Source organism: Nocardia pseudobrasiliensis NBRC 108224 (assembly GCF_001613105.1).
In the GTDB taxonomy this organism is placed as follows: Bacteria; Actinomycetota; Actinomycetes; order Mycobacteriales; family Mycobacteriaceae; genus Nocardia; species Nocardia pseudobrasiliensis.
Map to the genome: position 1 here is coordinate 70,962 of NZ_BDBS01000003.1, position 23,705 is coordinate 94,666.

At 67.1% G+C, this 23,705-nt stretch carries 21 protein-coding genes; 12 read left to right on the forward strand and 9 right to left on the reverse strand.

Translation table 11 applies throughout. From position 1 onward, the window contains the following. Positions 1-74: 74 nt before the first annotated feature. The 4 genes from NP4_RS04555 to NP4_RS04570 all read right to left on the reverse strand — a co-directional run bounded on the left by NP4_RS04555 (position 75) and on the right by NP4_RS04570 (position 5,270). Positions 75-2,246, reverse strand: coding sequence for an acyltransferase family protein (locus NP4_RS04555; protein WP_082875525.1), 2,172 nt, complete (start codon positions 2,244-2,246; stop codon positions 75-77). Positions 2,247-2,317: 71 nt separating this feature from the next. After that, positions 2,318-3,205, reverse strand: coding sequence for an alpha/beta fold hydrolase (locus tag NP4_RS04560; RefSeq protein WP_067992320.1), 888 nt, complete (start codon positions 3,203-3,205; stop codon positions 2,318-2,320). A gap of 59 nt (positions 3,206-3,264) precedes the next feature. After that, positions 3,265-4,653 carry an aspartate aminotransferase family protein gene (locus tag NP4_RS04565; RefSeq protein ID WP_067992322.1) on the reverse strand — a complete coding sequence of 463 codons (1,389 nt, stop codon included), beginning with the start codon at positions 4,651-4,653 and terminating at the stop codon, positions 3,265-3,267. Positions 4,654-4,793: 140 nt separating this feature from the next. Further along, on the reverse strand, positions 4,794-5,270 hold the full coding sequence (locus NP4_RS04570) for an Lrp/AsnC family transcriptional regulator (protein WP_067992325.1): 477 nt from the start codon (positions 5,268-5,270) through the stop codon (positions 4,794-4,796). A 238-nt stretch (positions 5,271-5,508) separates the two neighbouring features. Here NP4_RS04570 and NP4_RS04575 point away from each other — a divergent pair, with 238 nt between their 5' ends. The 3 genes from NP4_RS04575 to NP4_RS04585 are packed head-to-tail and all read left to right on the forward strand — an operon-like array spanning position 5,509 to position 10,098. Next, complete coding sequence (locus NP4_RS04575; RefSeq protein ID WP_114755543.1) at positions 5,509-6,939, forward strand: aminobutyraldehyde dehydrogenase; 1,431 nt, start codon at positions 5,509-5,511, stop codon at positions 6,937-6,939. Between the two features lie 8 nt (positions 6,940-6,947). Further along, on the forward strand, positions 6,948-8,441 hold the full coding sequence (locus NP4_RS04580; RefSeq protein ID WP_067992332.1) for an APC family permease: 1,494 nt from the start codon (positions 6,948-6,950) through the stop codon (positions 8,439-8,441). A 13-nt stretch (positions 8,442-8,454) separates the two neighbouring features. Continuing rightward, positions 8,455-10,098 carry a flavin monoamine oxidase family protein gene (locus tag NP4_RS04585; RefSeq protein WP_067992336.1) on the forward strand — a complete coding sequence of 548 codons (1,644 nt, stop codon included), beginning with the start codon at positions 8,455-8,457 and terminating at the stop codon, positions 10,096-10,098. A gap of 7 nt (positions 10,099-10,105) precedes the next feature. Here the strand turns inward: NP4_RS04585 and NP4_RS04590 are convergent, their stop codons facing one another. Next, on the reverse strand, positions 10,106-11,479 hold the full coding sequence (locus NP4_RS04590; protein ID WP_067992339.1) for a cation:proton antiporter: 1,374 nt from the start codon (positions 11,477-11,479) through the stop codon (positions 10,106-10,108). Between the two features lie 87 nt (positions 11,480-11,566). Further along, positions 11,567-12,418 (reverse strand): alpha/beta fold hydrolase, encoded by an 852-nt coding sequence (locus NP4_RS04595; protein WP_067992342.1) that lies wholly within the window; start codon positions 12,416-12,418, stop codon positions 11,567-11,569. Positions 12,419-12,600: 182 nt separating this feature from the next. Between NP4_RS04595 and NP4_RS43280 the strand changes: the two genes are divergently transcribed. Next, on the forward strand, positions 12,601-12,726 hold the full coding sequence (locus NP4_RS43280; protein ID WP_373863807.1) for a hypothetical protein: 126 nt from the start codon (positions 12,601-12,603) through the stop codon (positions 12,724-12,726). A 45-nt stretch (positions 12,727-12,771) separates the two neighbouring features. Continuing rightward, positions 12,772-13,065, forward strand: a complete 294-nt coding sequence (locus NP4_RS04600; RefSeq protein WP_067992345.1) for a hypothetical protein — start codon at positions 12,772-12,774, stop codon at positions 13,063-13,065. 1 nt (position 13,066) lies between these two features. Here NP4_RS04600 and NP4_RS04605 read toward each other — a convergent pair whose 3' ends face one another. After that, positions 13,067-13,621: a TetR/AcrR family transcriptional regulator gene (locus NP4_RS04605; protein ID WP_082875528.1), complete on the reverse strand. Its 555-nt coding sequence runs from the start codon at positions 13,619-13,621 to the stop codon at positions 13,067-13,069. Between the two features lie 92 nt (positions 13,622-13,713). Here NP4_RS04605 and NP4_RS04610 point away from each other — a divergent pair, with 92 nt between their 5' ends. The 7 genes from NP4_RS04610 (at position 13,714) to NP4_RS04640 (ending at position 21,273) form a co-directional block, all read left to right on the forward strand. Then, on the forward strand, positions 13,714-14,628 hold the full coding sequence (locus NP4_RS04610; RefSeq protein WP_245997132.1) for an MBL fold metallo-hydrolase: 915 nt from the start codon (positions 13,714-13,716) through the stop codon (positions 14,626-14,628). A gap of 252 nt (positions 14,629-14,880) precedes the next feature. Beyond that, positions 14,881-15,888, forward strand: a complete 1,008-nt coding sequence (locus NP4_RS04615; RefSeq protein WP_211335779.1) for an ABC transporter permease — start codon at positions 14,881-14,883, stop codon at positions 15,886-15,888. Between the two features lie 39 nt (positions 15,889-15,927). Then, positions 15,928-17,700 (forward strand): ABC transporter substrate-binding protein, encoded by a 1,773-nt coding sequence (locus tag NP4_RS04620; protein WP_067992354.1) that lies wholly within the window; start codon positions 15,928-15,930, stop codon positions 17,698-17,700. A 67-nt stretch (positions 17,701-17,767) separates the two neighbouring features. Continuing rightward, positions 17,768-18,748, forward strand: a complete 981-nt coding sequence (locus NP4_RS04625) for an ABC transporter permease (protein WP_067992357.1) — start codon at positions 17,768-17,770, stop codon at positions 18,746-18,748. Beyond that, the gene (locus tag NP4_RS04630; RefSeq protein ID WP_067992359.1) at positions 18,745-19,785 is read left to right on the forward strand and encodes an ABC transporter ATP-binding protein; all 1,041 of its coding nucleotides are present in this window, start codon (positions 18,745-18,747) and stop codon (positions 19,783-19,785) included. The genes NP4_RS04625 and NP4_RS04630 overlap by 4 nt, the downstream gene beginning before the upstream one ends. Positions 19,786-19,820: 35 nt before the next feature. Further along, positions 19,821-20,789 (forward strand): ABC transporter ATP-binding protein, encoded by a 969-nt coding sequence (locus NP4_RS04635; RefSeq protein ID WP_082875548.1) that lies wholly within the window; start codon positions 19,821-19,823, stop codon positions 20,787-20,789. Beyond that, positions 20,776-21,273: an NUDIX domain-containing protein gene (locus NP4_RS04640; protein WP_211335781.1), complete on the forward strand. Its 498-nt coding sequence runs from the start codon at positions 20,776-20,778 to the stop codon at positions 21,271-21,273. Before NP4_RS04635 ends, NP4_RS04640 begins: the two co-directional genes overlap by 14 nt. On the opposite strand, the gene NP4_RS04645 is transcribed toward NP4_RS04640, so the two are convergent. Beyond that, positions 21,260-22,786 (reverse strand): cytochrome P450, encoded by a 1,527-nt coding sequence (locus NP4_RS04645; RefSeq protein WP_067992366.1) that lies wholly within the window; start codon positions 22,784-22,786, stop codon positions 21,260-21,262. The genes NP4_RS04640 and NP4_RS04645 overlap by 14 nt on opposite strands. Before the next feature lie 10 nt (positions 22,787-22,796). Next, complete coding sequence (locus tag NP4_RS04650) at positions 22,797-23,696, reverse strand: aromatic prenyltransferase (protein ID WP_067992369.1); 900 nt, start codon at positions 23,694-23,696, stop codon at positions 22,797-22,799. Positions 23,697-23,705: the final 9 nt, after the last annotated feature.

Consider the following 23,705-nt stretch of genomic DNA (forward strand, 5'->3'; position numbering starts at 1 on the left):
CCGACACGCTACTACTGATCCGGCCGCCTCGGGTCACCGCAGTCCGTCCGAGCGATGAACACGTGACGAAACGCTCACCACCAGTGCAGCAGCGGCTGCAATTGCCGACCGAGCGCACCGGCCAGCGAATGCGAATAGCTGGCGGTGAAATGGTGTTCGTCGTGGTAGATGAGGATATTGCCCTCGACCACCGGGCAGACCGTCGGCTCGCACACCGCGTCGGAGAGATCGATCGGGAACACATTCGGATACCGCGCGGCCGGATCGAGTTCGGGATTCACCGGGTCGAGGGCATCACCGCGGGCCATCCCGCAGCTGATCCGGTTGCCGCCCGCGGCCAGGCAGTCGGTCGCCTTGTAGCGCACCCCGTCGCGCCGCAGCCACGGGGTGTCGCGGATGACGATCGTGTTCAGGCCGTGTTCGGCCAGCGCCGACCACACGTCGAGATATTCGGCGGGCGTCTCGTCGCCGATATCGTCGCGCGGGCGGGTGCCGGTGGTGAACACCCAGTCCGGCCGATCCGCGCCGAGCAGATCGATCACCTCCCGCGACCAGTCGCGGCAGTCGGGATTGGCCTGGCCCTTGTAGGACACATCGTCGGACAGCGTGAGCGGGCAGCCCATCTTCAGATAGACGCGGATCTTGAACGAATGCCGCGCCGCGAGCGCCTGCAGCGCCGGAACCCAGTGCTCGGCATGGGAATTGCCGACCACGGCGAGTGTGCGCGCGGCATGCTGATCGCCGTAGGTGCAGGTCACCACGTCGCGGGTGTCCCAGTCGGCGATACAGCCGTCGACGGTCGGCGGCGGCAGTTCGGCCGGGGCCTCGAGGACGGTCGGCCGCATCCGCACATGCGGGGTGGGCGCTCCGGCAACGAGCGCCTCCGCGCCCGGATACAGCGTCGGATCGAGCACCCCGGCCGCCTGGGCCGAATTCAAATGCACCACGACCAACTGCCACGCCCCGGTGGTGAGGACCACGGCCACCGCGACACCGGAGACCGCGAAGCCCGCCGCGCGCGTATACCGCCGGGGCATACCGGGATCCACCCGCGGGCGGACCCGCCCGCGCAGCGGCTCCTCGATCCAGCGATGGGTCGCCCACGCCAGGAGGACCGAGACCGCGACGATGGCCAGCCCACCGGCGAGTCCGGCATGCGGCCGCCCGCGCTCGGCGAGATAGAAGATCAGGATCGGCCAGTGCCACAGATACAGCGGATAGGCGATATCGCCGAGCCATCGCACGGATCGGCTCGAAAGCAGTCGATTGGGCCAGGGCCGTCGATCCGCGGCGAGCCGATTGCCCGACACGATCATCGCCGATGCCGCGCACACCGGCAGCAGGGCCCACGGACCAGGGAAGTGGTTGACGCCGTCGACGATCAGCCAGCCGCACAGCACCACGCCCGCGAGCCCGACCCACGCCAGCGCGATGCGCACCGGCCGTGGCGGCGCGACCACCGCCACGGCCGCCGCGAGCGCCGCGCCCGCGAGCAGCTCCCAGCCGCGCGCGAAGGTGTCGTAGTAGTTCCAGCCCTGATGATCGGCCGTGCCGTGCGCGGCGTACAGAAACGACGCGACCGCCGCGACCGCCACGATCACACCGACCGCGACTCGGACTCGGTCCGGCCGCCCGATCCGGCGGCACACCCACGCGACCGCGGTCACCGCCAGCAGCGCGCACAGATAGAACTGCCCCTGCACCGACATCGACCACAGGTGCTGCAGTGGACTGACCGACGGATCGGCGGCCAGATAGTCCGACCACGTCATCGCCAGATGCCAGTTCTGGTAGTAGAACAGCGAGGCCAGCGTCTGCCCCGCGAGCTCGGCCCACTGGGTATACGGCCGCAGGATCAGCGCGGCCGCGACCACCGCCGCCAGCACCACGACCAGCGCGGGCAGCAACCGCCGCGCGGTGCGCCGCAGGGTCGCGCCCACCCCGACCGCACCGGTATCGGCCCGGCGCAGCACCAGTCCGGTGAAGAAGAAACCGGACAGTACGAGAAAGACGTCGACACCGCCGGAGACCCGGCCCATCCACACGTGGAACACCACGACCAGCGCGATGGCCAGGCCCCGCAAACCGTCGAGATCCTCGCGATAGGCGTCGCGCCGGCCCGGGGCGACCGTCTCGTCGGCGGCCCGGACGGCCGGAGCAGCGGGCCCCGCGATTCCGCGCGTCACCGGCCGATGACCATGTTCGCGGTCTTCCGGCTCGTCGTCGGGTGAACGGTGGTTGGCCATGACATGACAATTCTCTTACCACGGCTAAAAACAGGAAGCCACTTGCACCGAGTTCCCAGACGAGTCACCGCTTATTCACAGCAAACCCCTATCACCCGAACGATCTCCGCCGCGACCAGGTCCGGTTCGGTGACCGGAACCGCGTGTCCGGAGTTCAGCGCGAGCACATGGCGACCACGCGGGTAGGTCGCGGACCGGGCCGTATTGGTCGCATTGGCGGCCGCGCGGATCTCGGTTCCCATTCCCGCCGACGTGCGCGCGCCGGAGACGATCGTCACCGGGATATCGGGTACCGGCCGCTCGACCCCGCGCAGCGCGTACAGATCATCGATCAGGGTTTCGATCTCCGCGCCGCGGGTGCGCATGGCGGCCGGGGTGAAGCCCTCGGCCCGCATATCGGCGCGGGCGTCGGCGGGCATGGCCGCGAGCAGATCGCGAAATGCCAGGTGCAGCACGCCGATCCGCGCCAGCAGGCTGCTGCCGAACTGTCCGATTCGCTCCGCGCGGCGCATGGCCGGGGTGAACAGTGCGTCGCACGCCTCATCGGTCGGTTCGATCAGGACCGCACCCGAAATACGCTGTGCCGCAGGACCCGTGGTGGCCGCACGCACGATCGCCCCGCCCCAGCTGTGCCCGACCAGCAGGAAGCCGGGCGGGTCGAATCGCCGCGTGAGATGTTCGAGCAGCTCCCCCTGATCCGCCACGACCCGGCTCAGGGCGCGCGAAACCGGATCGGGCGCACTGCGTCCCAGCCCACAGCGGTCGTACACCACCGACGCCGCCCGAGCACCCAGCGCGACCTGCACCGGAGCCCAATAGGACCTGCTACAGGCCATACCGCCCTCGAACACCACCATGGGCGCCCCGGGCGCACCGCCGACGCGATGCATATAGAACAGCTCGCGACCGTCGCGCGTCGAGAACGTCCCCGGCTCGCCCTGGCTGTGCATCGAATTCATCACTCCCCACCCTTCCGACAATCGGTAAGGCTAGCCCGACCGGGGCGGCCGCGGGGAGCTCAGATCAGCGCCCACGCGGTGGTGAGGGCATGGCGCAGCGCCTGTTCCATCTCGTCGAACTGGGTCTGGTCGCAGATCAGCGGCGGCGCGAGCTGGATCACCGGCTCGGCTCGATCGTCGGCGCGGCAGTGCAGCCCGGCCTCGAAAAGCGCCTGGGAGACATGGCCTTTCAGAATGCGGGTGGCCTCGGCGTCGGTGAACCGCTCCTTGGTCGCCTTGTCCTTGACCAGTTCCACCGCGTAAAAGTAGCCGGTTCCGCGCACATCCCCGACGATCGGCAGATCGTAGAGCTTCTCGAGCGTCGCGCGGAACGCCTGTTCGTTGGCGCGCACGTGATCGTAGAGTCCCTCCCGCTCGACGATGTCCAGATTCGCCAGCGCCACCGCGCACGACACCGGATGCCCGCCGTAGGTCGACCCGTGCAGGAAGGTCTGCCCGTCGCGGAACGGTTCCATGACGCGATCGCTGATCAGCACCGCTCCCAGCGGCGCGTAGCCGGAGGTCAGCCCCTTGGCGGTGGTGATGATATCGGGCTGGTAGCCGAAACGCTTTGCGCCGAAGTCGTATCCGAGCCGACCGAACGCGCAGATCACCTCGTCGGACACCAGCAGCACATCGTGTCGATCACAGATCTCGCGCACCCGCTGGAAGTAGCCGGGCGGCGGGACGAAACAGCCGCCGGTGTTCTGCACCGGTTCCAGGAATACCGCCGCAACGGTTTCCGCACCCTCGAACAGGATCGCCTCCTCGATCCGGTCCGCGGCCCAGCGCCCGTAGGCGTCGTAATCGTCGGCGTGTTCGGTGGCGCGGTAGAAGTTGGTATGCGGCACGCGCAGCGCGCTGGGCACCAGTGGCTCGAAATCGGCCTTGGCGGCGGGAATTCCGGTGATGGACAGCGCGCCCATCGAGGTGCCGTGATAGGCCATCGAGCGGCTGATCACCTTGTGTTTGGTCGGTTTTCCGGTGGCCTTGAAGTACTGCCGCACGAGTTTCCATGCGGTCTCGACGGATTCACCGCCACTGACGGTGAAGAACACCCGGTTCAGATCCCCCGGCGCGGCGATGGCGAGTCGCTCGGCCAGATCGATCGCGGTCGGATGCGCGTAACCCCACAGCGGGAAGTAGGCGAGCTCCCGGGTCTGACGCGCCGCGGCCTGGGCCAGCTCCTCGCGGCCGTGGCCGACCTGCACCGCGAACAGTCCCGCCAGGCCGTCGAGATAGCGGCGGCCGTGCGAATCCCAGATGTAGGCGCCCTCGCCCCGCACGATCACCGGGACGTCGTCACCGGTCATGCCGGTATGCGAGGTGAAGTGCAGGAACAGATTGTCGCGGACCACCCGGGCGGCATCCGGGCTGGTCGGGGTATGGCTGTCGGCGATCGCGGTCATGCGGGGCTCCTCGAGACGGACGGACGCCTCGGTTATGCCACACGAACTTCCCGGCATGCAACAGAATCCGTGGCCCGTTCGGACCTTCGGCCGCGAAAAACACGGCCGCTCACCGCACTTGCTACGGATTTCGTAGCCGCCTATCGCGCACCCCACTGATAGGTCTGCTTGCGCAATTCGAGGTACATCATGATCTCGGCCCGCGCCACCCCCGGCAGCGTGCGCAGCCGGTTGGACACCAGATCCAGCAGCGCGTGATCGTCACCGCACACCGCCTCGCACAGCACGTCGTAGCGGCCCGCGCACTCCACGACATAGGTGATCTCGTCCATCGCCGCGAGCGCGTCGGATACCGGCCGCAGCGGTCCGTCCACGGTGATCGCGACCATGGCCTGGCGAAACAGCCCCACCTGCAGGGGATCCGAAACCGCCACGATCTGGATGACCCCCGCATCCGACAGTCGCTGCACCCGCTGGCGGACCGCGGCCTCGGACAGTCCGACGGCCTTGCCGATGGTCGCGTAGGGGCGGCGGCCATCCTCCTGCAACTGGGCGATGATCTGGCGGGCGATGTCGTCGAGCACGGGTGCGGAACGTGGCGCTGCGGGGTCACTCATGCGACGACCGTACAACGAAATCCGCGTATTTTCGCCTCGATACCTATGGATTTCGTAGTCTACCGGCTGCCCTTCTTTCGAATCCCATACTCTACGAAAGGCCGCGCCGACCCCTACAGAATGTCGACAAATCGGTCGTTCACAAGACATTTCGCCACCGAGCACCGTCGTGCCGACCATCGGAGACTGACAGAACACCAACGGCAGGAAACGTTCCGGGAGAGAGATGGTGAAGTCGGTGCCGAATTCCACACTGCAGAACTACATCGACGGCGAATTCGTGGCGTCCTCGGCCTCCGCCACGATCGACCTGGTGAACCCGGTGGACGAGACCGTGGTGGGTCGCGCCCCGATCTCCACCGCCGACGATGTCGACGCCGCGATGCGCGCGGCCGCCCGCGCCTTCGAGACCTGGGGCCTGACCACCCCCGGCATGCGCCAGGCGGCGCTGTTGAAGCTGGCCGACGCGATCGAGGCGCACACCGGCGAACTGGTTGCGGCCCAGTGCCGCAACACCGGTCAGCCCAAGGCGATCATCGCCGCCGAGGAGATCGCGGTCAGCGCCGACGAGATGCGCTTCTTCGCGGGCGCGGCCCGCATGCTCGAGGGACGCCCGGCCGGGGAGTACATGGACGGCTTCACCTCCTATGTGCGCCGCGAACCGATCGGCGTGGTCGGCCAGGTGACCCCGTGGAACTACCCGTTCATGATGGCCATCTGGAAGATCGGTCCGGCGCTGGCGGCCGGTAACACGGTCGTGCTCAAGCCCAGCGACACCACCCCGGAGAGCACGCTGGCGCTGGCGCGGTTGACGAAAGGCATTCTCCCGGACGGAGTTTTCAATGTCGTCCTCGGCGACGCGAGCACCGGCGCGGCCATTGTGAACCATGCGACACCGGGCCTGGTCTCGGTCACCGGTTCGGTGCGGGCCGGTATCGCCGTGGCCGGGGCCGCGGCCCAGCAGCTCAAGCGCACCCACCTCGAACTCGGCGGCAAGGCGCCCGCGGTGGTCTTCCCGGATGTCGACATCGCCTCGGCCGCAAGCGGTATCGCGGAGGCGGCCTACTTCAATGCCGGACAGGACTGCACCGCCGCGACCCGGGTGCTGGTGCACGAGTCGATCCACGACGATCTCGTGGACGCGTTGGTACGCAAGGCCGAAACGGTGAAGACGGGATCACCCGACGATCCCGACACCTTCTACGGACCGCTCAACAACATCAACCATTTCACCGCGGTCATGGACAAACTCGCCGCCCTCGCCCCGCACGCCAAGATCCGCACCGGCGGGCGACGGCTCGGCGATACCGGTTTCTTCGTCGCGCCGACCGTCATCACCGATGTGCGCCAGGACGATCCGATCGTCCAGGAGGAGACCTTCGGCCCCGTGCTGACCGTGCAGCCGTTCCGCGACGAGGCCGAGGCGATCGCCCTGGCCAACGGCGTGCGCTACGGCCTGGCCGCCAGCATCTGGACCCGCGATCACGCCCGCGCCGAACGATTCACCCGCGCACTGGATTTCGGCGCGGTCTGGATCAACTGCCACATCCCGTTCGTGGCCGAGATGCCGCACGGCGGCTTCAAGTACTCCGGTTACGGCAAGGATCTGTCGGCCTACAGCGTGGAGGAGTACACGCGGATCAAGCATGTGATGAGCAGCCACGGCTGAGGCGATAGATGAGCACCACCTTCGTCGACAAAGGTCTCGCGACGGGCAAGGTCGGCACCCTCGCGGGCGCTGTACTCGGAATCTCCTGCGTCGCACCCGGTTACACGCTCACCACGAGCATCGGTCTGATCGTGGCCGCCGTGGGGCTGAAGATGCCCGCGATCTTCCTCGCGGGCTTCGTGCCCATGTTCCTCACCGCCTACGCCTATCGGGAGCTCAACTCCCGCATTCCCGATTGTGGCGCGTCGTTCACCTGGTCCACCCGGGCCTTCGGGCCCTACGCGGGCTGGATGTGCGGCTGGGGGATGGTGATGGCCAGCATTCTGGTGCTGTCCAATATCGCCTCGATCGCGGTCGGTTTCTTCTATCTGTTCCTGGCCCGGGTCCTGGACCAACCCGGGCTGATCGACTTCGCGCACAACAAGGCCGTCGATATCGTGTCGACCCTGGCATTCCTGGCGGTCGCCATGGCGATCGCCGGTCGCGGGATCACCACCAGCCAACGAGTGCAGTACGCGCTGGTCGGATTTCAGATGATCGTGCTGGTGGTCTTCGCGATCACCGCGCTGGTCCGGGCGAGCACCGGGGACGCGCCCGCGGGACTGCGTGTCGAGGCCGACTGGTTCAATCCGTTCAGTGGACTCACCCTGGGCGCGTTCACCGTCGGCGTCACCGGATCCATCTTCGCGTTCTGGGGCTGGGACACCTGCCTCACCCTCGGCGAGGAGTCCAAGGATCCGCATCGGGTGCCGGGCCGGGCGGGCCTGCTGTGTGTGCTGTCGATCCTGCTGACCTATGTGCTGCTGTCGGTCGCGGTCATGGCCTATGCCGGAATCGGTGACAGCGGAGTGGGTTTGGGCAACGCGGCCAATGCCGACAATGTCTTCGGCGCACTCGCCGAACCGGTGCTCGGCGGCTGGGGCGGATCGCTACTGCTGCTGGCCATCCTGGCCTCGTCGGTCGCGAGCCTGCAGACGACCTTCCTGCCCGCCGCGCGCACCATGCTCGCGATGGGGGTCTACGGGGCCTTCCCCCAGCGGTTCGCGCAGGTGCATCCGCGCTATCGGGTGCCCTCGTTCAGCACCGTGATCGCGGGCGTGGTCACCGGCGCGTTCTATACGATCGTGACCCTGCTGTCCGAGCACGCTCTGATGGATACCGTTGCGGCACTGGGGATCATGATCTGCTGGTACTACGGCATCACCGCCTTCGCGTGCGTGTGGCTGTTTCGGAGGCGACTGTTCGCGAGCCCGCGTGACGTCGCGTTAACCCTGATCTGTCCGCTGTTGGGCGGGCTCATGCTGATGGCGGTATTCGTGATCTCGGTGCGCGAGAGCATGAATCCGGCCAATGGGTCGGGCGCGTCGATCGGCGGTATCGGGCTGGTGTTCTTCATGGGCTTCGGAATGCTCGCGGTAGGGGCGGTGCTGATGCTGGTCGCGCGCCGGTACGCACCCGGCTTCTTTCGCGGGGAAACCTTGGCCCGCAACGGGTTAGAGTGATGAGGGGATTGTCATGGCACGCACACCCATGTTCCGGCGGGTCCGCCGCACCGTAGCCGACCACGCCGGGGCCGAGCGGCTGGGCGTACCGGCCGTGGAATTCCGGCAGGCGCGCGCGGCCGATGCGCTGACCGCGCTGCGCAGGCGCGATCTGTTCCGATGGGGCGCGGTCCTCGGCGGCGCGGCACTGCTCGCGGGGGTCTCGGGTACGCGCCGTGTGGTCGCGCGGGCCGCCGACGGACCGCGCGTGGCGGTGGTCGGGGCCGGAATCGCGGGCCTCGCGGCGACTTCGACACTCGCCGACGCCGGAATCGCCGCCACGATCTATGAGGCGAGCGATCGGGTGGGCGGGCGGATGTACTCCGAGCGCGGCTACTGGGACGCCGGTCAGATCAGCGAATATGGTGGCGAGGCAATCGATTCCGGTCACACCGCGATCCGCGACCTGTGCGCGCGCTTCGGCCTGGCGCTGACCGACACCAAATCCGCCGCGCCGCCGAACAGTTCCGATGTGCTCTACTTCGAGGGCCGCTATCTGTCCGAGGACGCCTTCGTCGCCGATTTTCAGCCGGTCTATCGCGCGCTGCGCGCGGATCTGGCCCAGGCCGGACCGGACGCCCCGAGCTGGGACAGCGCCACACCGGGCGGTATCGCGCTGAGCAATATGACACTGGCCGAATGGATTTCGACCCGCGTACCCGGCGGCTACTCCTCCTGGATCGCCCGCTACCTCGACGACGCCTACGTCGTCGAATACGGCCTGCCGACCGCCGCCCAGACCGCCCTGAACCTGGTCTACCTCATGGGCCCGCAGTCCGATCCCGACGATCCGAAGGTGTGGAGCGCCTCCGACGAACGCTACGAGATCACCGGCGGCAATCAGCGCCTGCCCGAGGCCATCGCCGCCGGGCTCCCCGAGGGAACCATCCGGCACGGCTGGCGGCTGGAGGCCATCGCCCGCAACTCCGACGGCTCCCAAACCCTCACCTTCGACGACCGCGGCACCCGGCGCACCGTCAGCGCCGACCACACGATCCTGACCGTGCCCCTGGCGGTACTGAAGGGCGTCGATTACCGCGCGGCGGGCTTCGATCCGCTGATGACACAGTCGATTTCGACCCTCGCCATGGGCAGCTGCACCAAGCTGAACATGCAGTTCACCGCCCGCCCCTGGGTCGGGCCCGGCCCCTGGCCCGGCCTGTCCAACGGCATGAGCTTCACCGACGTCGGCTATCAGCAGATCTGGGACGCCACCGCCGCCCAACCGGGCCCGCACGGCATAGCCATCCAATACGGCGGCGGCCCGGACACTCTCAAATACCTCGCCGCCGCCCCCTTCACCACGGCCCCCGACCCCGCCACCCTGCTCGCGGTGAATACGGTTCTGCCCCAATTCGAACGAGTGGTCCCCGGTATCACCCCGCTGTGGACCGGCAAGGCCACCCTGTCCGCCTGGCACCTGAATCCGAACTCCCTGGGCGCGTACAGCTGCTACCCGCCCGGCTACTGCCACCGCTTCGCCGGATACGAGGGCGCCCGCCAGGGCAATATCCACCTGGCGGGTGAACACACCTCCACCGAATCCCAGGGCTATATGAACGGCGGCGCGGAGACGGGAATCCGTGCGGCCCAGGAGATCCTGGACGATCTGGGCTGAGCGGACATCACGCCGGTCGGGCCGCCGGGACGTGCGGCGGCTCGGCCGCGGCCGGTTTCACCAGCAGCATCAGCAGCGGCCCGGTCATCGCCGTGGTCACCACGGTCATCAGGACGAACATGGTGAACAGCGGGCCGTTGAGGATTCCGAGTTGATAGCCGATATTGAGGACCACCAGTTCGGTGAGGCCGCGACAGTTCATCATCGAACCCACCGCGAGGGAATCGGAGCGGCCGAAGCCGACCGCGCGCGCCGCCAGCCCGGCCCCGAGGAATTTGGTCGCCACCGCGACGGCGACCAGGCCCACGCAGATGAGCAGTCCGCCGCCGGTGACCGCGCCGACATCGGTCTTCAGACCGATCGTCACGAAGAACAGCGGCAGCAGCAGAATCAGCGTCAGCGACTCCAGTTTCGCGCTGAGTTCGGACAGCAGCGCCTCCCGCCGCGGCATCACCGCACCGGCGAGGAACGCGCCGAACAGGGCGTGCAGGCCCATCAGGTCGGTGGCCACGGCCGAGCTCAGCAGCACGCATACCGGCACGCCGAACGACACTATGAGCGGTGGAGTCGTCCCGTCGGCACGGACCAGCAGTCGCGCCAGCAGCGGGCGAACCACCGCGAGCATCAACACCGTGAACGCGAGGATCGCCGCCAGCGACAGCACCGCGGGCACGGTACTGGCCTGCTGTACGAGCGCCACGATCACCGCCAGCAGACACCACGCGGTCACGTCGCCGATACCCGCCGCGGCGAGGGCCGTCGTCCCGATGCGGGAGTTGATCAGCTTGCGCTCCTGCAGAATTCGCGCCAGCACCGGGAAGGCGGTGATGGCGAAGGACAGTCCGATGAACAGCGCGAAGGCGAGCTCATCGGCGCGCGGCGGGGAGTAGCGGTCGTAGAGCGACCACGCCACCAGAATGCCGCCGAGGAAGGGGACGGCGATCGAGGCGTGCCCGATCACCACGCCGCGCGCCCCGTTCTCGCGCAGCCGCTCGTGTCCGGTCTGCATGCCGACCAGGAACATGAAGAAGATGACGCCCAGCTGAGCCAGCATATCCAGATGCGGCAGCACCACTTTCGGGAACAGCGCCGATTCGAGGCCCGGTGCGAGCGCGCCCAGCGCCGATGGTCCCAGCAGCAGACCCGCCACGAGCTCACCGACCACCTTGGGTTGTCCGACCCGCTGGGCCGCCCAACCGCAGACAGCGGCGGCGATCACCACGATCACCGCGGCGATCAGAAATCTGGCGACCGGACTCTGCGCGACGGCCCCGCTCGCGCCGGATGTTCTTCCCGCCCATCCCGAATACGCGAAAATCAGTACCGCGCAGGCGACGGGAACGATGACCAGGGCCGTATAGGCGAATGCGTATCGTCGCACGATCCCCCACTTTCCGCCTCGCGTCTACAGCGCGCTCGATGCGAGACATGCGTCAGGCCAGCGGTTTCGCGCACGCGAGCGAAGTCGTCAATTCCTGGGGCTGGCGCTGTGCATATGCGCCGCGAGGAATTCCTCGATCACGGCGGTGACCTCCCGCGGGCGCTCGAGCATCGGCGCGTGTCCGCAGCCGGACAGGCGCACCCGCCGCTGTGGCCGCAGCAGCGTGTCCAACCGCTCACCCTCGGCCGCCGACAGAATCGGATTGGCCTCGCCCCACACCGTGCACACCGGCGGTCGCATCGGCGCCGAGGACCACTGCTCGATGATTCGGAACGACGGCAGATCCCGTCCCATCGCGGCCAGCGCGATCAGCGGGAAGCCCGCGGCCACCGAATCGCTTGGCGCACAAGCCCGATACGCCGCGCGATCGGCGAACCAGGTCCGCACCATCGCGCGCACCAGCCACGGCGGGGTGTGCCAGCGTCCCAGCGAATTCACTACGGCTGCGGGCAGAATCCCGGCCAGTCGCGCCAAAGGTCCGATACCGCCACCGAATGCGGTCCGCTGGGTGAGCGGGTTGATCGCGACGACCGCGCCGATGCCCGGCACCTGCCGGGCCAAATTCAACGCGATCGCCGCGCCGAGGCAATTGCCCACCAGCGCAGCGCCTTCCAGCCCCTGACCACGCAGGAACGCGCGCACCATCCGGGTGTAGCGACCCAATGTGTAGTTGCCGGGATCGTCGGGAGCCTCGGACGCACCGTATCCGGTGAGATCCAGCGCGCAGACGGTGTAATGGGGAGCCAACGCGGTCAGCTGCGCTTCCCAAAGCCCATGAGCCGCACCGGCATTGTGCAGAAATACCACCGGCGGCCCGCTCCCCCGCCGCGTGAAGGCGATCGACACGCCCTCGAAATCGAAGTGCTGCAGCGAGTCCATAGTCGGCCCCCGAATAGCGTCGTCATTGACAACCCTTATCGTACGGCCCGGTCCCGGGCTTGACCCCGCTTCGGCCCATACCGCGCGGGCCGCGGGTCTGCGCATCACCGGTCTGCGCAGCGAACGAACCCGGATGCAGATCACCTTGCGCGGTGGTGTACTTCCCGCGCAAGGTGATCTGGATGGTCCCTGGCTTCACGGTCGAGGCGCATCGCGACCGCCTGCGTGAACTGGACGAGCAGATCCGCGCCGACGGCCCGTTCGTCGCCCATTCCGCGCGCACGCTCATCGAGGCGACCAAGCCCTGACACAACGGACCTTGCCCGAGATATACGTATACATATAATAGCCCTATGTTCGATCCGATCAGCCTCGCCGTCGGTGGCGGCCTCGTCGGCGCGGGATGGGTCATCGGCCGCCTCGGCCGACGTCCGGCGCGTCAGGCTCTGCCCGAGCTGCAGCCCCCGATCTGCGGCTGCGGCCACGATCTGGCACTGCACGACCGCGCCGACGGCCGCTGCCATGCCGAGATCAACCGCAAGGGCCCGGTCGGACTGCGCGAGTGGGTGCGCTGCAATTGCCGCCGCTACACCGGGCCCACACCGCTCGAGGATCTCCTGACTCCGCCCACGCTGCCGCCGACCTGATTCACCGCAGCGCCGAATCCACCAGGCGCTGTGCGTATTCCGGAGTCAGCCCGCCGGGGCGGAACTGGATCCGATACATCATCGGCGCGACCACCCGATCCAGGACCGTCTCGGCATCCGGGGCGACCTCACCGCGCTCGAGCGCGCGCGCGAGGATGATCTCCACCTGATCGGCCGCATACGCCGAACACGCACCCGCGCTGTCACCTTCCGGATCGCCGAGCAGGGCGTCCCGAATATAGGCCCGCCCGGCCGGTGCGGACATCTCCTCCAGAAATTGCCGAGCCCATGCGGTCAGATCGGCCCGCAGGCTGCCGTATTCCTCCGGCGCCGCCTCGGGCCGCAGCCGTTCGACCGCGACATCGGCCAGCAGTTCGCGCAGATCGCCCCAGCGGCGATAGATCGTCGACGGCGTCACGCCCGCACGCGCGGCGATCGCGGGCACGGTCAGTCCCGCACGCCCCAGCTCGGCTTCGAGTTCGCGCACCGCGGCATGCACCGACTGCTGGACACGAGCACTGCGCCCACCCGGGCGAACCATTGGCTTGGGACTCACACGCCCATGCTAATGCAATGGAATTGCCTTAAGCCCTCGGGCGGCCTATCGTGACTTAACGCGAATATTTTGCTTTAGAGAGCGGGAGTGCCGTGCAGATCTCAGCATCCGACGCGATGATCGCGCCGTCGTGGACCGTCGGTGATATCACCGTCCAGCGCATCGACGAGGCGCCGCTGCCGCCCGCCACCGGCGCGTGGCTGTTGCCGTCGGCGACCCCGGCGCTCGTCGTCGGCCACGATTGGCTGCGCCCGGATTTCGCGAATTCCGAAGGTGTGCTTCATCTTTCCAGCCACACCTTCGCGGTCACCGCGGGCGGGCGACGCATTCTGATCGATACCGGCATCGGTAACGGCAAGACCCGGGCGAATCCGGCCTGGCACGATCTGCGCACCGACTATCTCGATCGGCTCACCGCGGCGGGCTTCGCGCCCGATACGGTGGATCTGGTCGTCACGACCCATCTGCACACCGACCACGTCGGCTGGAATACCCATGTGGCCAAGGGCGATTGGGTGCCCACCTTCCCCAATGCCCGCTATCTGACCTCGCGCGCCGAATGGGATTTCTGGGCCGGATACGATATGGAGGAACCGCGGCGGCAGATGTTCCGCGATTCGGTGTATCCGATCGCCGAGGCGGGCCTGCTCGACATCCTCGACGTCCCGGCCCACGGCCTCGAGCTACTGCCCGGCCTGCGGCTGATCCCCACCCCCGGGCACACTCCCGGCCAGGTGGCGGTCGAGCTGACCAGTGGCGATTACGCCGCGGTGATCACCGGCGACTGCATCCACCACCCGGTCCAACTCCCACATCCCGGCATCGGCAGCTGCGTCGACATCGATCCGGAACAGGCCGAAAAGACCCGCCGCGCACTACTTTCCACCCTCGCCGACACCGGTACGCTGCTGTTCGGCAGCCACTTCCCGCCGCCCACCGCCGGGCACGTGCGCAGCCACGCGGGGGCCTACCTCCTGGCACCGGCGTCCCAGTCCGTATCGAAATAGCCGAATTGCCTACCCACTGCGGCCTTTCGGTGCACAATCGACAGCGGTGTACGGCTCGTCGCATTGCTGTCGGTACAGATCCGAACCGCATGCGACGACGCCGTCGCGCCGAATCCCGAGTTGCGCCCGAATTACCTGCGCCGCAGCATTATTGAGCGGGTTCCGGAAATCGTGGCGAGGGGTTGACGCCGCGGCCGCGCGAGCCGTACCGTTCGCCCATTCCAAAGACCTTGGAGTGATCAAGGGGGACCAGTGGCCGTTCTGCTGACCGGCGAAGACCTGCCGGACGCCGAATCCATTGCGACCGTGCCGGGTAAGGCCCCCGTGGGCCGCTCCCCCAGACAACTCGCGTGGCTGCGCTTCAAACGCGACAAGACCGGTCTGGTCGCCGGAGTCGTCGTACTGTTCTTCTTCGTCGTCGGACTCGGCGCGCCACTGATCTCGCTGGCCTACGGCAAGGATCCTTACACCCCCTACGCGACGCCGAGCAACGGATTGCTCACCGACACCGGCTTTCCCGTCAAACCCAACGGCGGCATGGACGGCCAGTTCTGGTTCGGCATCGAACCGCATACCGGCCGTGACGTATTCATGGTGCTGGTCTACGGAATCCGCACCTCCCTGCTGATCTCGCTGGCCGTGGTGCTCCTCACCGGCATCATCGGCAGTGCGCTCGGCGTGACCGCCGGATATGTCGGCGGCAGAACCGATTACGTCATCAGCAGAATCGTCGACACGCTGCTGTCGGTGCCGTCCACGCTGTTCATGCTCGCCTTCATGCCGGTCGCCTGGGCCGGTTACATGGCATCCGGTCAGGAGATTCCGGTCTGGGTCCGGGCGGTCAGCATCATCGGTATGCTCACCCTGTTCGGCTGGACCCGCAATGCCAGATTGCTACGCGGACAAGTCTTCTCGCTGCGCGAGCGCGAGTTCATCGACGCGGCGCGGGTGACCGGGGCCGGTCCCGGGCGCATCATCTTCCGGGAACTGCTGCCGAATCTGTGGACCCCCATCCTGGTGCTCGCGACGCTGGATCTGCCCACCTATGTCACCGCCGAGGCAGCCCTGTCGTTCCTCGGCGTCGGCATCGCCCAGCCGACCCCCGATTGGGGCGTCATGGTGCAAAACGGTTCGGGCCTGATCTCCTCGGACATCACCTATCTGGTCTTCCCCGGTCTCGGGATGATCCTCTTCGTACTCGCCTTCAATCTGCTCGGGGACTCGGTGCGCGATGCCCTCGACCCGAAGGGGAGCCGATAGCTTCGCCGGTCGTCGGCGGTAGGAGAAGGCAGGAACCATATGAAGAGAAGGTACTTCGCGCAGGCCGCGGCGGTGGCGATCGCCGCCGTATTGACCGCGGCCGGTTGTTCGGCGGGCGGCACCAATGTCGGCGGCGGCGATCAACCGAAGGCCACGCAGAACAAGCTCACCCTGGACCCGGACGGCAAACAGTCCAGCGGACCCGCCGCGGAGGTGCCCGGGGCGCAGCCGGGCGGCACGCTCAATCTGACCTGGCGCACCGACTTTCCGGACTACGACCCCGCCCGGATCTATACCGCCCCGGACGAGGAGGCGTTCCGGGTCATGAACCGCCGCCTCACCATCCTGAAGCAGAACGACGACGGCACCATGGCCCTGGTCGGCGATCTGGCCACCAACACCGGCGTGCCCTCCGATGGCGGCAAGACCTGGAAGTACACGCTCAAAGACGGCCTGAAGTACGCCGACGGCACGCCGATCAAGTCGCAGGACATCAAATACGCCGTCGAGCGCACCTTCGACACACGGTTCGCCACCGGGCCGCAATGGGTTCAGCTCTGGCTCGCCGGTAAGGACGACTTCCAATCGGTCTACCCCGGCCCGTACGGCGGTCGGGAACTCGGCTCCGACAAGATCGAGACACCGGACGAGAAGACGATCATCTTCCACCTGCCGGCGGCGCAGTCGGATTTCCCCTTCGCCGTCTCGATGGGCCAAACCGTCCCGATCCGAAGGGATTTGGACGCCAAACCCGACGATCTCAACGTCAACGGGCTCGGTGATATGGCGACGGGGCCGTACAAGATCGGCACGCACGAGGTCGACCGGACCCTGACCCTGGTGAAGAATCCGAACTGGGATCCGAAGTCCGACCCGATCCGGCATCAGTACGTCGATCAGATCCACTTCCAGTTCGGCGTGAAGGCCAAACAGGAGACCGATCAGCTGAAGGCGGACACCGATCCGAACAGCGCGGCCTACTACAGCGGCATCGATACCGATCAGGTGCAGGCCATCATGGCCGATCCGAATCTGAAAAAGCGCACCATCGATAACGAGACCGGCGCGGTGCAGATGTTCGACATCAATGTCGCGCGGGTCAAGGACCTCGAGGTCCGCAAGGCGCTGGCCATGGCGTTCCCCAAACAGGACGCCATCACCACCCAGGGCGGCCCGTTCTTCGGCAATGTCGCCACTACGCTGAGTCCTCGCACCTCGGTGGGCTACTCGCCCCAGCCCAACCCGTACGGCGTCGGTGACAACGGCGACCCGGAGAAGGCCAAGCAGGTTCTCACCGCCGCGGGCAAACTCGGCTACGAGGTCAATGTGGCCTGGGAGTCCACCCCCACGGCCGACCGGTGGGGCACGCCGATCAAGCGCGCTCTGGAAGCCGCTGGATTCAAGGTCAATCTCAACGCGTTGCAGGACAAGGGCTATTACAACGCGATCCGGCATCTGTCGAATCCGTACGATCTGATCTGGTACCAGTGGGCTCCGGACTGGCCGACCAACCGAACCGTGTACAGCGCACTGTGGTACGGCGGCGCGGCCATCGAGGGCGGCAACAACATCAGCCAGCTCAAAGAGCCGAAGGTCGACGACGCTATCAACCAGGTGCAGTCGATCCAGGACATCACCGAACAGGGTAAGCAGTACATCCCACTGGATCAGATGATCCAGAAGGATTACGCGGCGGCGATTCCCATGGTGTACACGCGCAAGCAGATCATGTACGGCTCCAAGGTGGGCGGCGCGCGCATGGACTACCTCGGCGTCTGCCTCGATCTGTTCAACGTCTACCTGAAGAAGTAGCACGGCCGCGCCGGGTGCCGGATCCGCCGATCCGCACCCGGCGCCCCTGCGGAGAGACGCGTGGCGAATGTTGGCTTTCCTCACCCGCCGAATACTCGGCGGCCTCGTAATCCTGCTGATCATCAGCGCGGCCACCTTCATGCTGTTCTACATCGCCCCGGGCAACAATGTCGCCCGACTGGCCTGCGGGAAGGTGTGCTCGCCCGAACTCCAGGCCGCGGTCGCACACCAGTTGGGCGTCGACAAGCCCTGGTGGCAGCAGTACCTCGAATATCTCGGCGGAATCTTCACCGGCCGGTCCATCGGCGACAACCACTGTCCCGCACCGTGTCTGGGTTACTCGTTTCACAACCACCGGCCGGTGCTCGACACCATCCTGGACCGGCTGCCGGTCACGTTGTCGCTGACCATCGGCGCGGTGGTGATCTTCCTGGTGGTCGGTGTGGGCCTGGGCATGCTGGCCGCGCTGCGCAAGGGCAGTGCGGCGGACCGGTCGGCCATGGGTTTCGCGGTGGTGGGCGGGGCACAGCAGGTCTTCGTGCTGGGTCCGTTCCTGTTGTTCCTGTTCGTGTATTCGAGCCGAATCATGAAGGTGCCCACCTACACCTCGTTCTTCGACAACCCGCTGCGATGGGCGGGCGGCCTACTACTACCGTGGGTGTGCCTTGCGGTCATCTCCGCCGCCTACTACGCGCGACTGACCCGTTCATCCATGGTCGAGGTATTGAGTGAGGACTACATCCGAACCGTGCGTGCCAAGGGTATGGGTAGCGCGAATGTCTATGTGAAGCACGCTTTTCGAGGCGCGATGACGCCGATCGCCACATTGCTCGGACTGGACATCGCCGTGCTGATAGGCGGCGCGATCATCACCGAGACGGTATTCAACCTGCCCGGCGTCGGCCAGCTGGCCGCCAATTCGGTGCAGGATTCCGATCTTCCGGTGATGATGGCCGTGGTGCTACTGGCCTCGGCGGCGGTGGTGGTGGCCAATATCGTGGTCGACATCGTCTACGCGTTCATCGATCCGAGAGTGAGGCTGGGATGAGCGAGCGCGAGACGATTCTGTCGATGCGGGATCTGCTGGTGCACTTCCGCACCGAGGACGGCGTGGTCAAGGCGGTGGACGGATTGTCGTTCGATCTGGCCCGGGGCCGGACGCTGGGCATCGTGGGCGAATCCGGGTCGGGTAAGAGCGTCGCGACCATGGCGATCCTCGGCCTGCACAATCGCGCGCGAGCCCAGATCGGTGGCGAAATCCTGTTCGAGGGAACGGATCTGGCCGCCGCGAACGAGTCGACGCTGCAGCAGTTCCGGGGCAAGCGGATCTCGATGATCTTCCAGGATCCGCTGACCGCGCTGTCGCCGTACTACACCGTCGGCGATCAGATCATGGAGACCTATCGACGCCACACCGGCGCGAATCGCAAACGCGCGCGGGCGCGGGCGATCGAGATGCTCACCAAAGTCGGTATCCCCCAACCGGAACGGCGGGTCGACGACTATCCGCACCAGTTCTCCGGCGGCATGCGACAGCGGGCGATGATCGCGATCGCGCTGTGCTGCGATCCGGATCTGCTGATCGCCGACGAGCCGACCACGGCACTGGATGTGACGGTGCAGGCGCAGATTCTGGATCTGCTGCGCGATCTACAGGCCGAATTCGATACGGCGATCATTCTGATCACCCACGATATGGGCGTGGTCGCGCAGATGGCCGACGATGTGCTGGTGATGTACGCCGGGCGGGGTGTGGAACGGGGTTCGGTGCGCGAGGTGCTGAAATCCCCACGCCATCCCTACAGTTGGGGTCTGCTGTCGTCGATTCCGCAATTGGGCGGGGATGTGGATGTGCCGTTGACGCCGGTGCGTGGCGCGCCGCCGAGTCTGATCGATGTGCCGTCCGGGTGTCCGTTCCATCCGCGCTGCGATTTCGTGGATCGAGTGGGGGCCGGGCGGTGCGTCAGCGAGCGGCCGCTGCTGGGTCCGGCGACCGAGCACGGGGCGGCGTGTCATCTGAGCGACGCGGAGGCCGACCGTATTTTCATCGATGAGGTCCGGATGCGGACGGGAGCGGCATCGTGACCGAACAGACTCTGTTGTCGGCGACCGGGTTGCAGATGCATTTCCCGATCCGCTCCGGATTCGTCTTCAAGCGCAGGACCGGCGTGGTGCGCGCGGTGGACGGTATCGATCTGACCGTGACCGCGGGACAGGCGTTCGGTCTCGTGGGCGAATCCGGTTGCGGGAAGTCGACTACCGGGCGGATGCTGGCCCGGCTGCTCGAGCCCACGGCCGGGACCGTCACCTATCGCGGTCAGGACATCACCCACCGCGGCCGCCGCGAACTCGCGCCGATCCGGTCGGAGATCCAGATGATCTTCCAGGATCCGTACTCCTCGCTGAATCCGCGCCAGACCGTCGGCACGATCATCGCCGGGCCGATGGAGATCAACGGCATCAATCCGTCCGGCGGACGCCGCAACCGAGTGCGCGAACTGCTCGAGACGGTCGGGCTGAATCCCGAACACTACAACCGCTATCCGCACGAATTCTCCGGCGGCCAGCGCCAGCGCATCGGCATCGCGCGCGCCCTGGCCCTGGAACCCAAACTCATCGTGGCCGACGAACCGGTCTCCGCCCTCGACGTCTCCATCCAGGCCCAGGTGGTCAACCTCCTGCAGCGCCTCCAGCGCGAACTCGGCATCGCCTTCGTCTTCATCGCCCACGACCTGGCCGTGGTCCGCCACTTCAGCGACCGCATAGCCGTGATGTACCTCGGCAAAATAGTCGAAACAGCCGACCGCGCAGACCTGTACGACCGCCCTCACCACCCCTACACCCAGGCCCTGCTCTCCTCGGTCCCCGAACCCGACCCCGACAGCGCCACCCAGCGCGACCGCATCCGCCTCACCGGCGACGTCCCCTCCCCCATCAACCCCCCATCCGGCTGCCGCTTCCGCACCCGCTGCTGGAAAGCCCAACCCATCTGCACCGAAACAGAACCCCCACTTCTGCAACTCCCTGACACCACCCCCGGCCACCAAACCGCCTGCCACTTCCCCGAACCCCGCCATGTCGTCGCCTGAGACCGCCCGCCTCATCGCCGGGCTGCCCCGCAAGCGCATCGGGGCCGGGGTGTTGTTCGTCGACGAGTCCGACCGAGCGCTGCTGGTCGAGCCGACCTACAAACCGTATTGGGAGATCCCCGGCGGCGTCGTGGAGGACCGCGAATCGCCCCACGCGGCGGCCGCCCGGGAGGTCCGAGAAGAACTCGGGCTCACCGTATTCCCCGGCGGACTGCTCGTGGTCGATTGGGTTCCGCCCGGCCTGTATCCCGACGACGGCGTGATGTTCATCTATGACGGCGGCATATTGACCACCGATCGCACCGACGCCATCGTGCTGCAGACCGAGGAGCTTCGAGGCTGGTCCTGGTGCGACGACGCCGAGGCCGCCGAACGCCTGCCCGCCGTGCTCGCTCGCCGGGTGGCGGCCGCGCGCACTGCCCGAAAAGTCGGCATACCAATGTATTTGGAAGATGGGGTGCGGATATCGGTCAGCGGGCGGTGAGGTGGATGCGGAGGTGATGAGGGGTCAGGCCGATGCTGCGAGCCGGGCGGGGTGGGTCGGGCTGGTATAGGCGCAGGTGCCAGCGGGCGGTGATTGTGGCCAGGGCCAAGGTCGTTTCGAGGGTGGCGAAGTGGTCGCCTATGCAGCGGCGGGGGCCGTCGCCGAAGGGAAGATAGGGGGCGGGCGAGGGGGTGAGCCAGCGGTCGGGGTCGAAGGTTTCCGGGTTGGGGTAGTAGGCGGGGTGATGGTGGAGTAGGTAGGGGCTGAAGGCAACTGTGGTCCCCGCGGGCAGCGCGCGGGAGCCGAGGTGGGAGTCTTCGGTTGTTCGCCGGGTCAGCAGCCAGGTGGGTGGGTAGCGGCGCAGGGTTTCGGTAATGGTGCGGGCGGTCAGGTCCAGACCCGCTACGTGAACGGGGCTGGCTGTGCCGCCTCGCCCGACAACAGCATCCACCTCAGTTCGAAGTCGCTGTTGCAATTCAGGTTTCGTCGCCAGCTCGGCCAGCGCCCAGGACAACGTATCCGCAGCGGTGATAGCCCCCGCGATGAGAAAGGTGACGATCTGGTCGACGGTTTCCCCGGGAGTGATTCGATTGCGCAGTGGGGCGCTCGGATCGCCGAGGCGGTTCCTCGAACCCGCACGCAGAGGGGGATCGATCGGGTCGCTACGGCGCTCCTCGGGAGTGATGCGTTCGCGCAGTTCGCCGACCGGATCAGCCGGACAATTGCCCGAACCTCCGTGCAGAGGACCGTCGGTCGGATCGTGGCGACCGTCCTCGGGGGTGATGTGGTCGCGCACTTGGTCAGTCCGGTTGGGCGAGCTTGCGCGGAGGAGGCCGGCTATCAGGTCGTGGTGGTTGGATTCGGGGGCGGTTCGGCGGGTTGCGACTATGGATTCGACGAGGTGGTAGAGCCGGTTGTTGGCGTCGGTGTAGTGGCGGGCGGGTGGGAGGGGGAGGCGGGTCAGCCAGGGCGGGAGCATGACCCGCCAGGTGATTCCGGTGACCAGGGTGTGGACGTCGGTGATGAAGGGTGGGATTTGGTGGGCGGGGATCGAATCGGTGAACAAGGTGTCGACGAGGGTGGCCGCGGCGAGATACTCCATCTGCGGAGGTATGTTCAGGATCTGGCCGTCGTGCCATCCGCCGATCACCTCGGCCTGACGCGCGGCCATCAGTTCTCCGTAGCGCGGCAGTCTGCTGCGGTGGAAGGCGGGCTGTACCAGTGGGCGCAGTCGGCGATGGGTGTCGTGCGCGCACGCCGACAATCCCTCGCCGACCAGATCGCGCACCCGATCGAAGATCGGACCGCCCTTGTCGAATACTCGATCATCGGCCAGCACCGCCCGCGTGAGCTCGCCATCGCACACCAGCACGACCTCGGCGGGCCCCAATCGCAGCCGCACCGCATCTGCCCGACCGGCCAGCGACCGCAGGAATGCGAGCGGATCACGCAACAGCGTCACCGCATGGCCGAGCAGCGGCAGCGCGCCGGGCGCGAGTGGTATGTCCCGCAACGGCTTTCGGCTAGTGTGTGCGCGGTACTTCGACATTGCCGGGCAATCGGATCTCCGCGCCGAGCGCCACATAATCGGCCTGCACCTTGTAGTACCGCCCGCCGGGCCCGTAGGCGATGTAGAGCGTGAACCCGTGCGGCCCCGGCTCCACGAGCGGGGCCCCGGCAACGAACTTCGCCAGCAACGGGTCCAGCCGCACCGGGAAGTTCTCCCGGGTGAACCGGCGCGGGAAGCACACCCGCCGCACACCGGCCCGCTCCCAGTCGAAGGTCCAGTAGATCGTGTACGACGCCGACTCCAGCGCCGCCAGATCCGCCGCCCCGGCCGGTACCGCGCCCACCTCGGACAGCACCGTGGCGATATCCGCCGCCTCCAGACGCCCGGGCTGGAACACCTGGCCGTAGATATTCATCGTGCCGTTCTCGAAATCCAATGCGATCATGCAGATCCGGTCATCGGTCCAGCGCCGCAGATGCTCGGCGTACTCGTGAACCGCCGCCGGAAGCCCCCGCAGCGAGAGCAGACGCTCCACACTCATGAGTTCCGGAATCACCAGCCAGATCTTCTGCACCCCGGTGCCCACCGCGACGTCGACGCCGTACATCACCGGCCCGGCCGCGAGCACCGACTCGAGCAGCCGCTCGCGCGGATGTCCGTCGAACCGCAGTAATCCGGCCCGCCGCAAGCGCCCGACCGGATCGGCATCGGCGGCCAGATTCATGAACCGGATGCTCACCTCCCGCTCGGCCTTGGTGGTGGTGCGCACCGCGAGCCAGGACGACGGCCACACCCCGGCGAGCGCGTCCAGCACCCCGCTCACGACCGACGGGTCGTACGGGGCGTTCACCAGGCTCGCATAACTACTCAGGTCGTCCTGGAGTCGCGCGGGTGTGACAACAGCTGTGGTCATAGGTCACCT

Bases quoted from the DNA above. Each gene is read 5' to 3' on its own strand.
- NP4_RS04555 (WP_082875525.1), bottom strand. From the start codon at position 2,246: ATGGCCAACCACCGTTCACCCGACGACGAGCCGGAAGACCGCGAACAT.
- NP4_RS04560 (WP_067992320.1), bottom strand. From the start codon at position 3,205: ATGAATTCGATGCACAGCCAGGGCGAGCCGGGGACGTTCTCGACGCGC.
- NP4_RS04565 (WP_067992322.1), bottom strand. From the start codon at position 4,653: ATGACCGCGATCGCCGACAGCCATACCCCGACCAGCCCGGATGCCGCC.
- NP4_RS04570 (WP_067992325.1), bottom strand. From the start codon at position 5,270: ATGAGTGACCCCGCAGCGCCACGTTCCGCACCCGTGCTCGACGACATC.
- NP4_RS04580 (WP_067992332.1), top strand. From the start codon at position 6,948: ATGAGCACCACCTTCGTCGACAAAGGTCTCGCGACGGGCAAGGTCGGC.
- NP4_RS04585 (WP_067992336.1), top strand. From the start codon at position 8,455: ATGGCACGCACACCCATGTTCCGGCGGGTCCGCCGCACCGTAGCCGAC.
- NP4_RS04595 (WP_067992342.1), bottom strand. From the start codon at position 12,418: ATGGACTCGCTGCAGCACTTCGATTTCGAGGGCGTGTCGATCGCCTTC.
- NP4_RS43280 (WP_373863807.1), top strand. From the start codon at position 12,601: ATGGTCCCTGGCTTCACGGTCGAGGCGCATCGCGACCGCCTGCGTGAA.
- NP4_RS04600 (WP_067992345.1), top strand. From the start codon at position 12,772: ATGTTCGATCCGATCAGCCTCGCCGTCGGTGGCGGCCTCGTCGGCGCG.
- NP4_RS04620 (WP_067992354.1), top strand. From the start codon at position 15,928: ATGAAGAGAAGGTACTTCGCGCAGGCCGCGGCGGTGGCGATCGCCGCC.
- NP4_RS04625 (WP_067992357.1), top strand. From the start codon at position 17,768: ATGTTGGCTTTCCTCACCCGCCGAATACTCGGCGGCCTCGTAATCCTG.
- NP4_RS04630 (WP_067992359.1), top strand. From the start codon at position 18,745: ATGAGCGAGCGCGAGACGATTCTGTCGATGCGGGATCTGCTGGTGCAC.
- NP4_RS04635 (WP_082875548.1), top strand. From the start codon at position 19,821: ATGCATTTCCCGATCCGCTCCGGATTCGTCTTCAAGCGCAGGACCGGC.
- NP4_RS04640 (WP_211335781.1), top strand. From the start codon at position 20,776: ATGTCGTCGCCTGAGACCGCCCGCCTCATCGCCGGGCTGCCCCGCAAG.
- NP4_RS04650 (WP_067992369.1), bottom strand. From the start codon at position 23,696: ATGACCACAGCTGTTGTCACACCCGCGCGACTCCAGGACGACCTGAGT.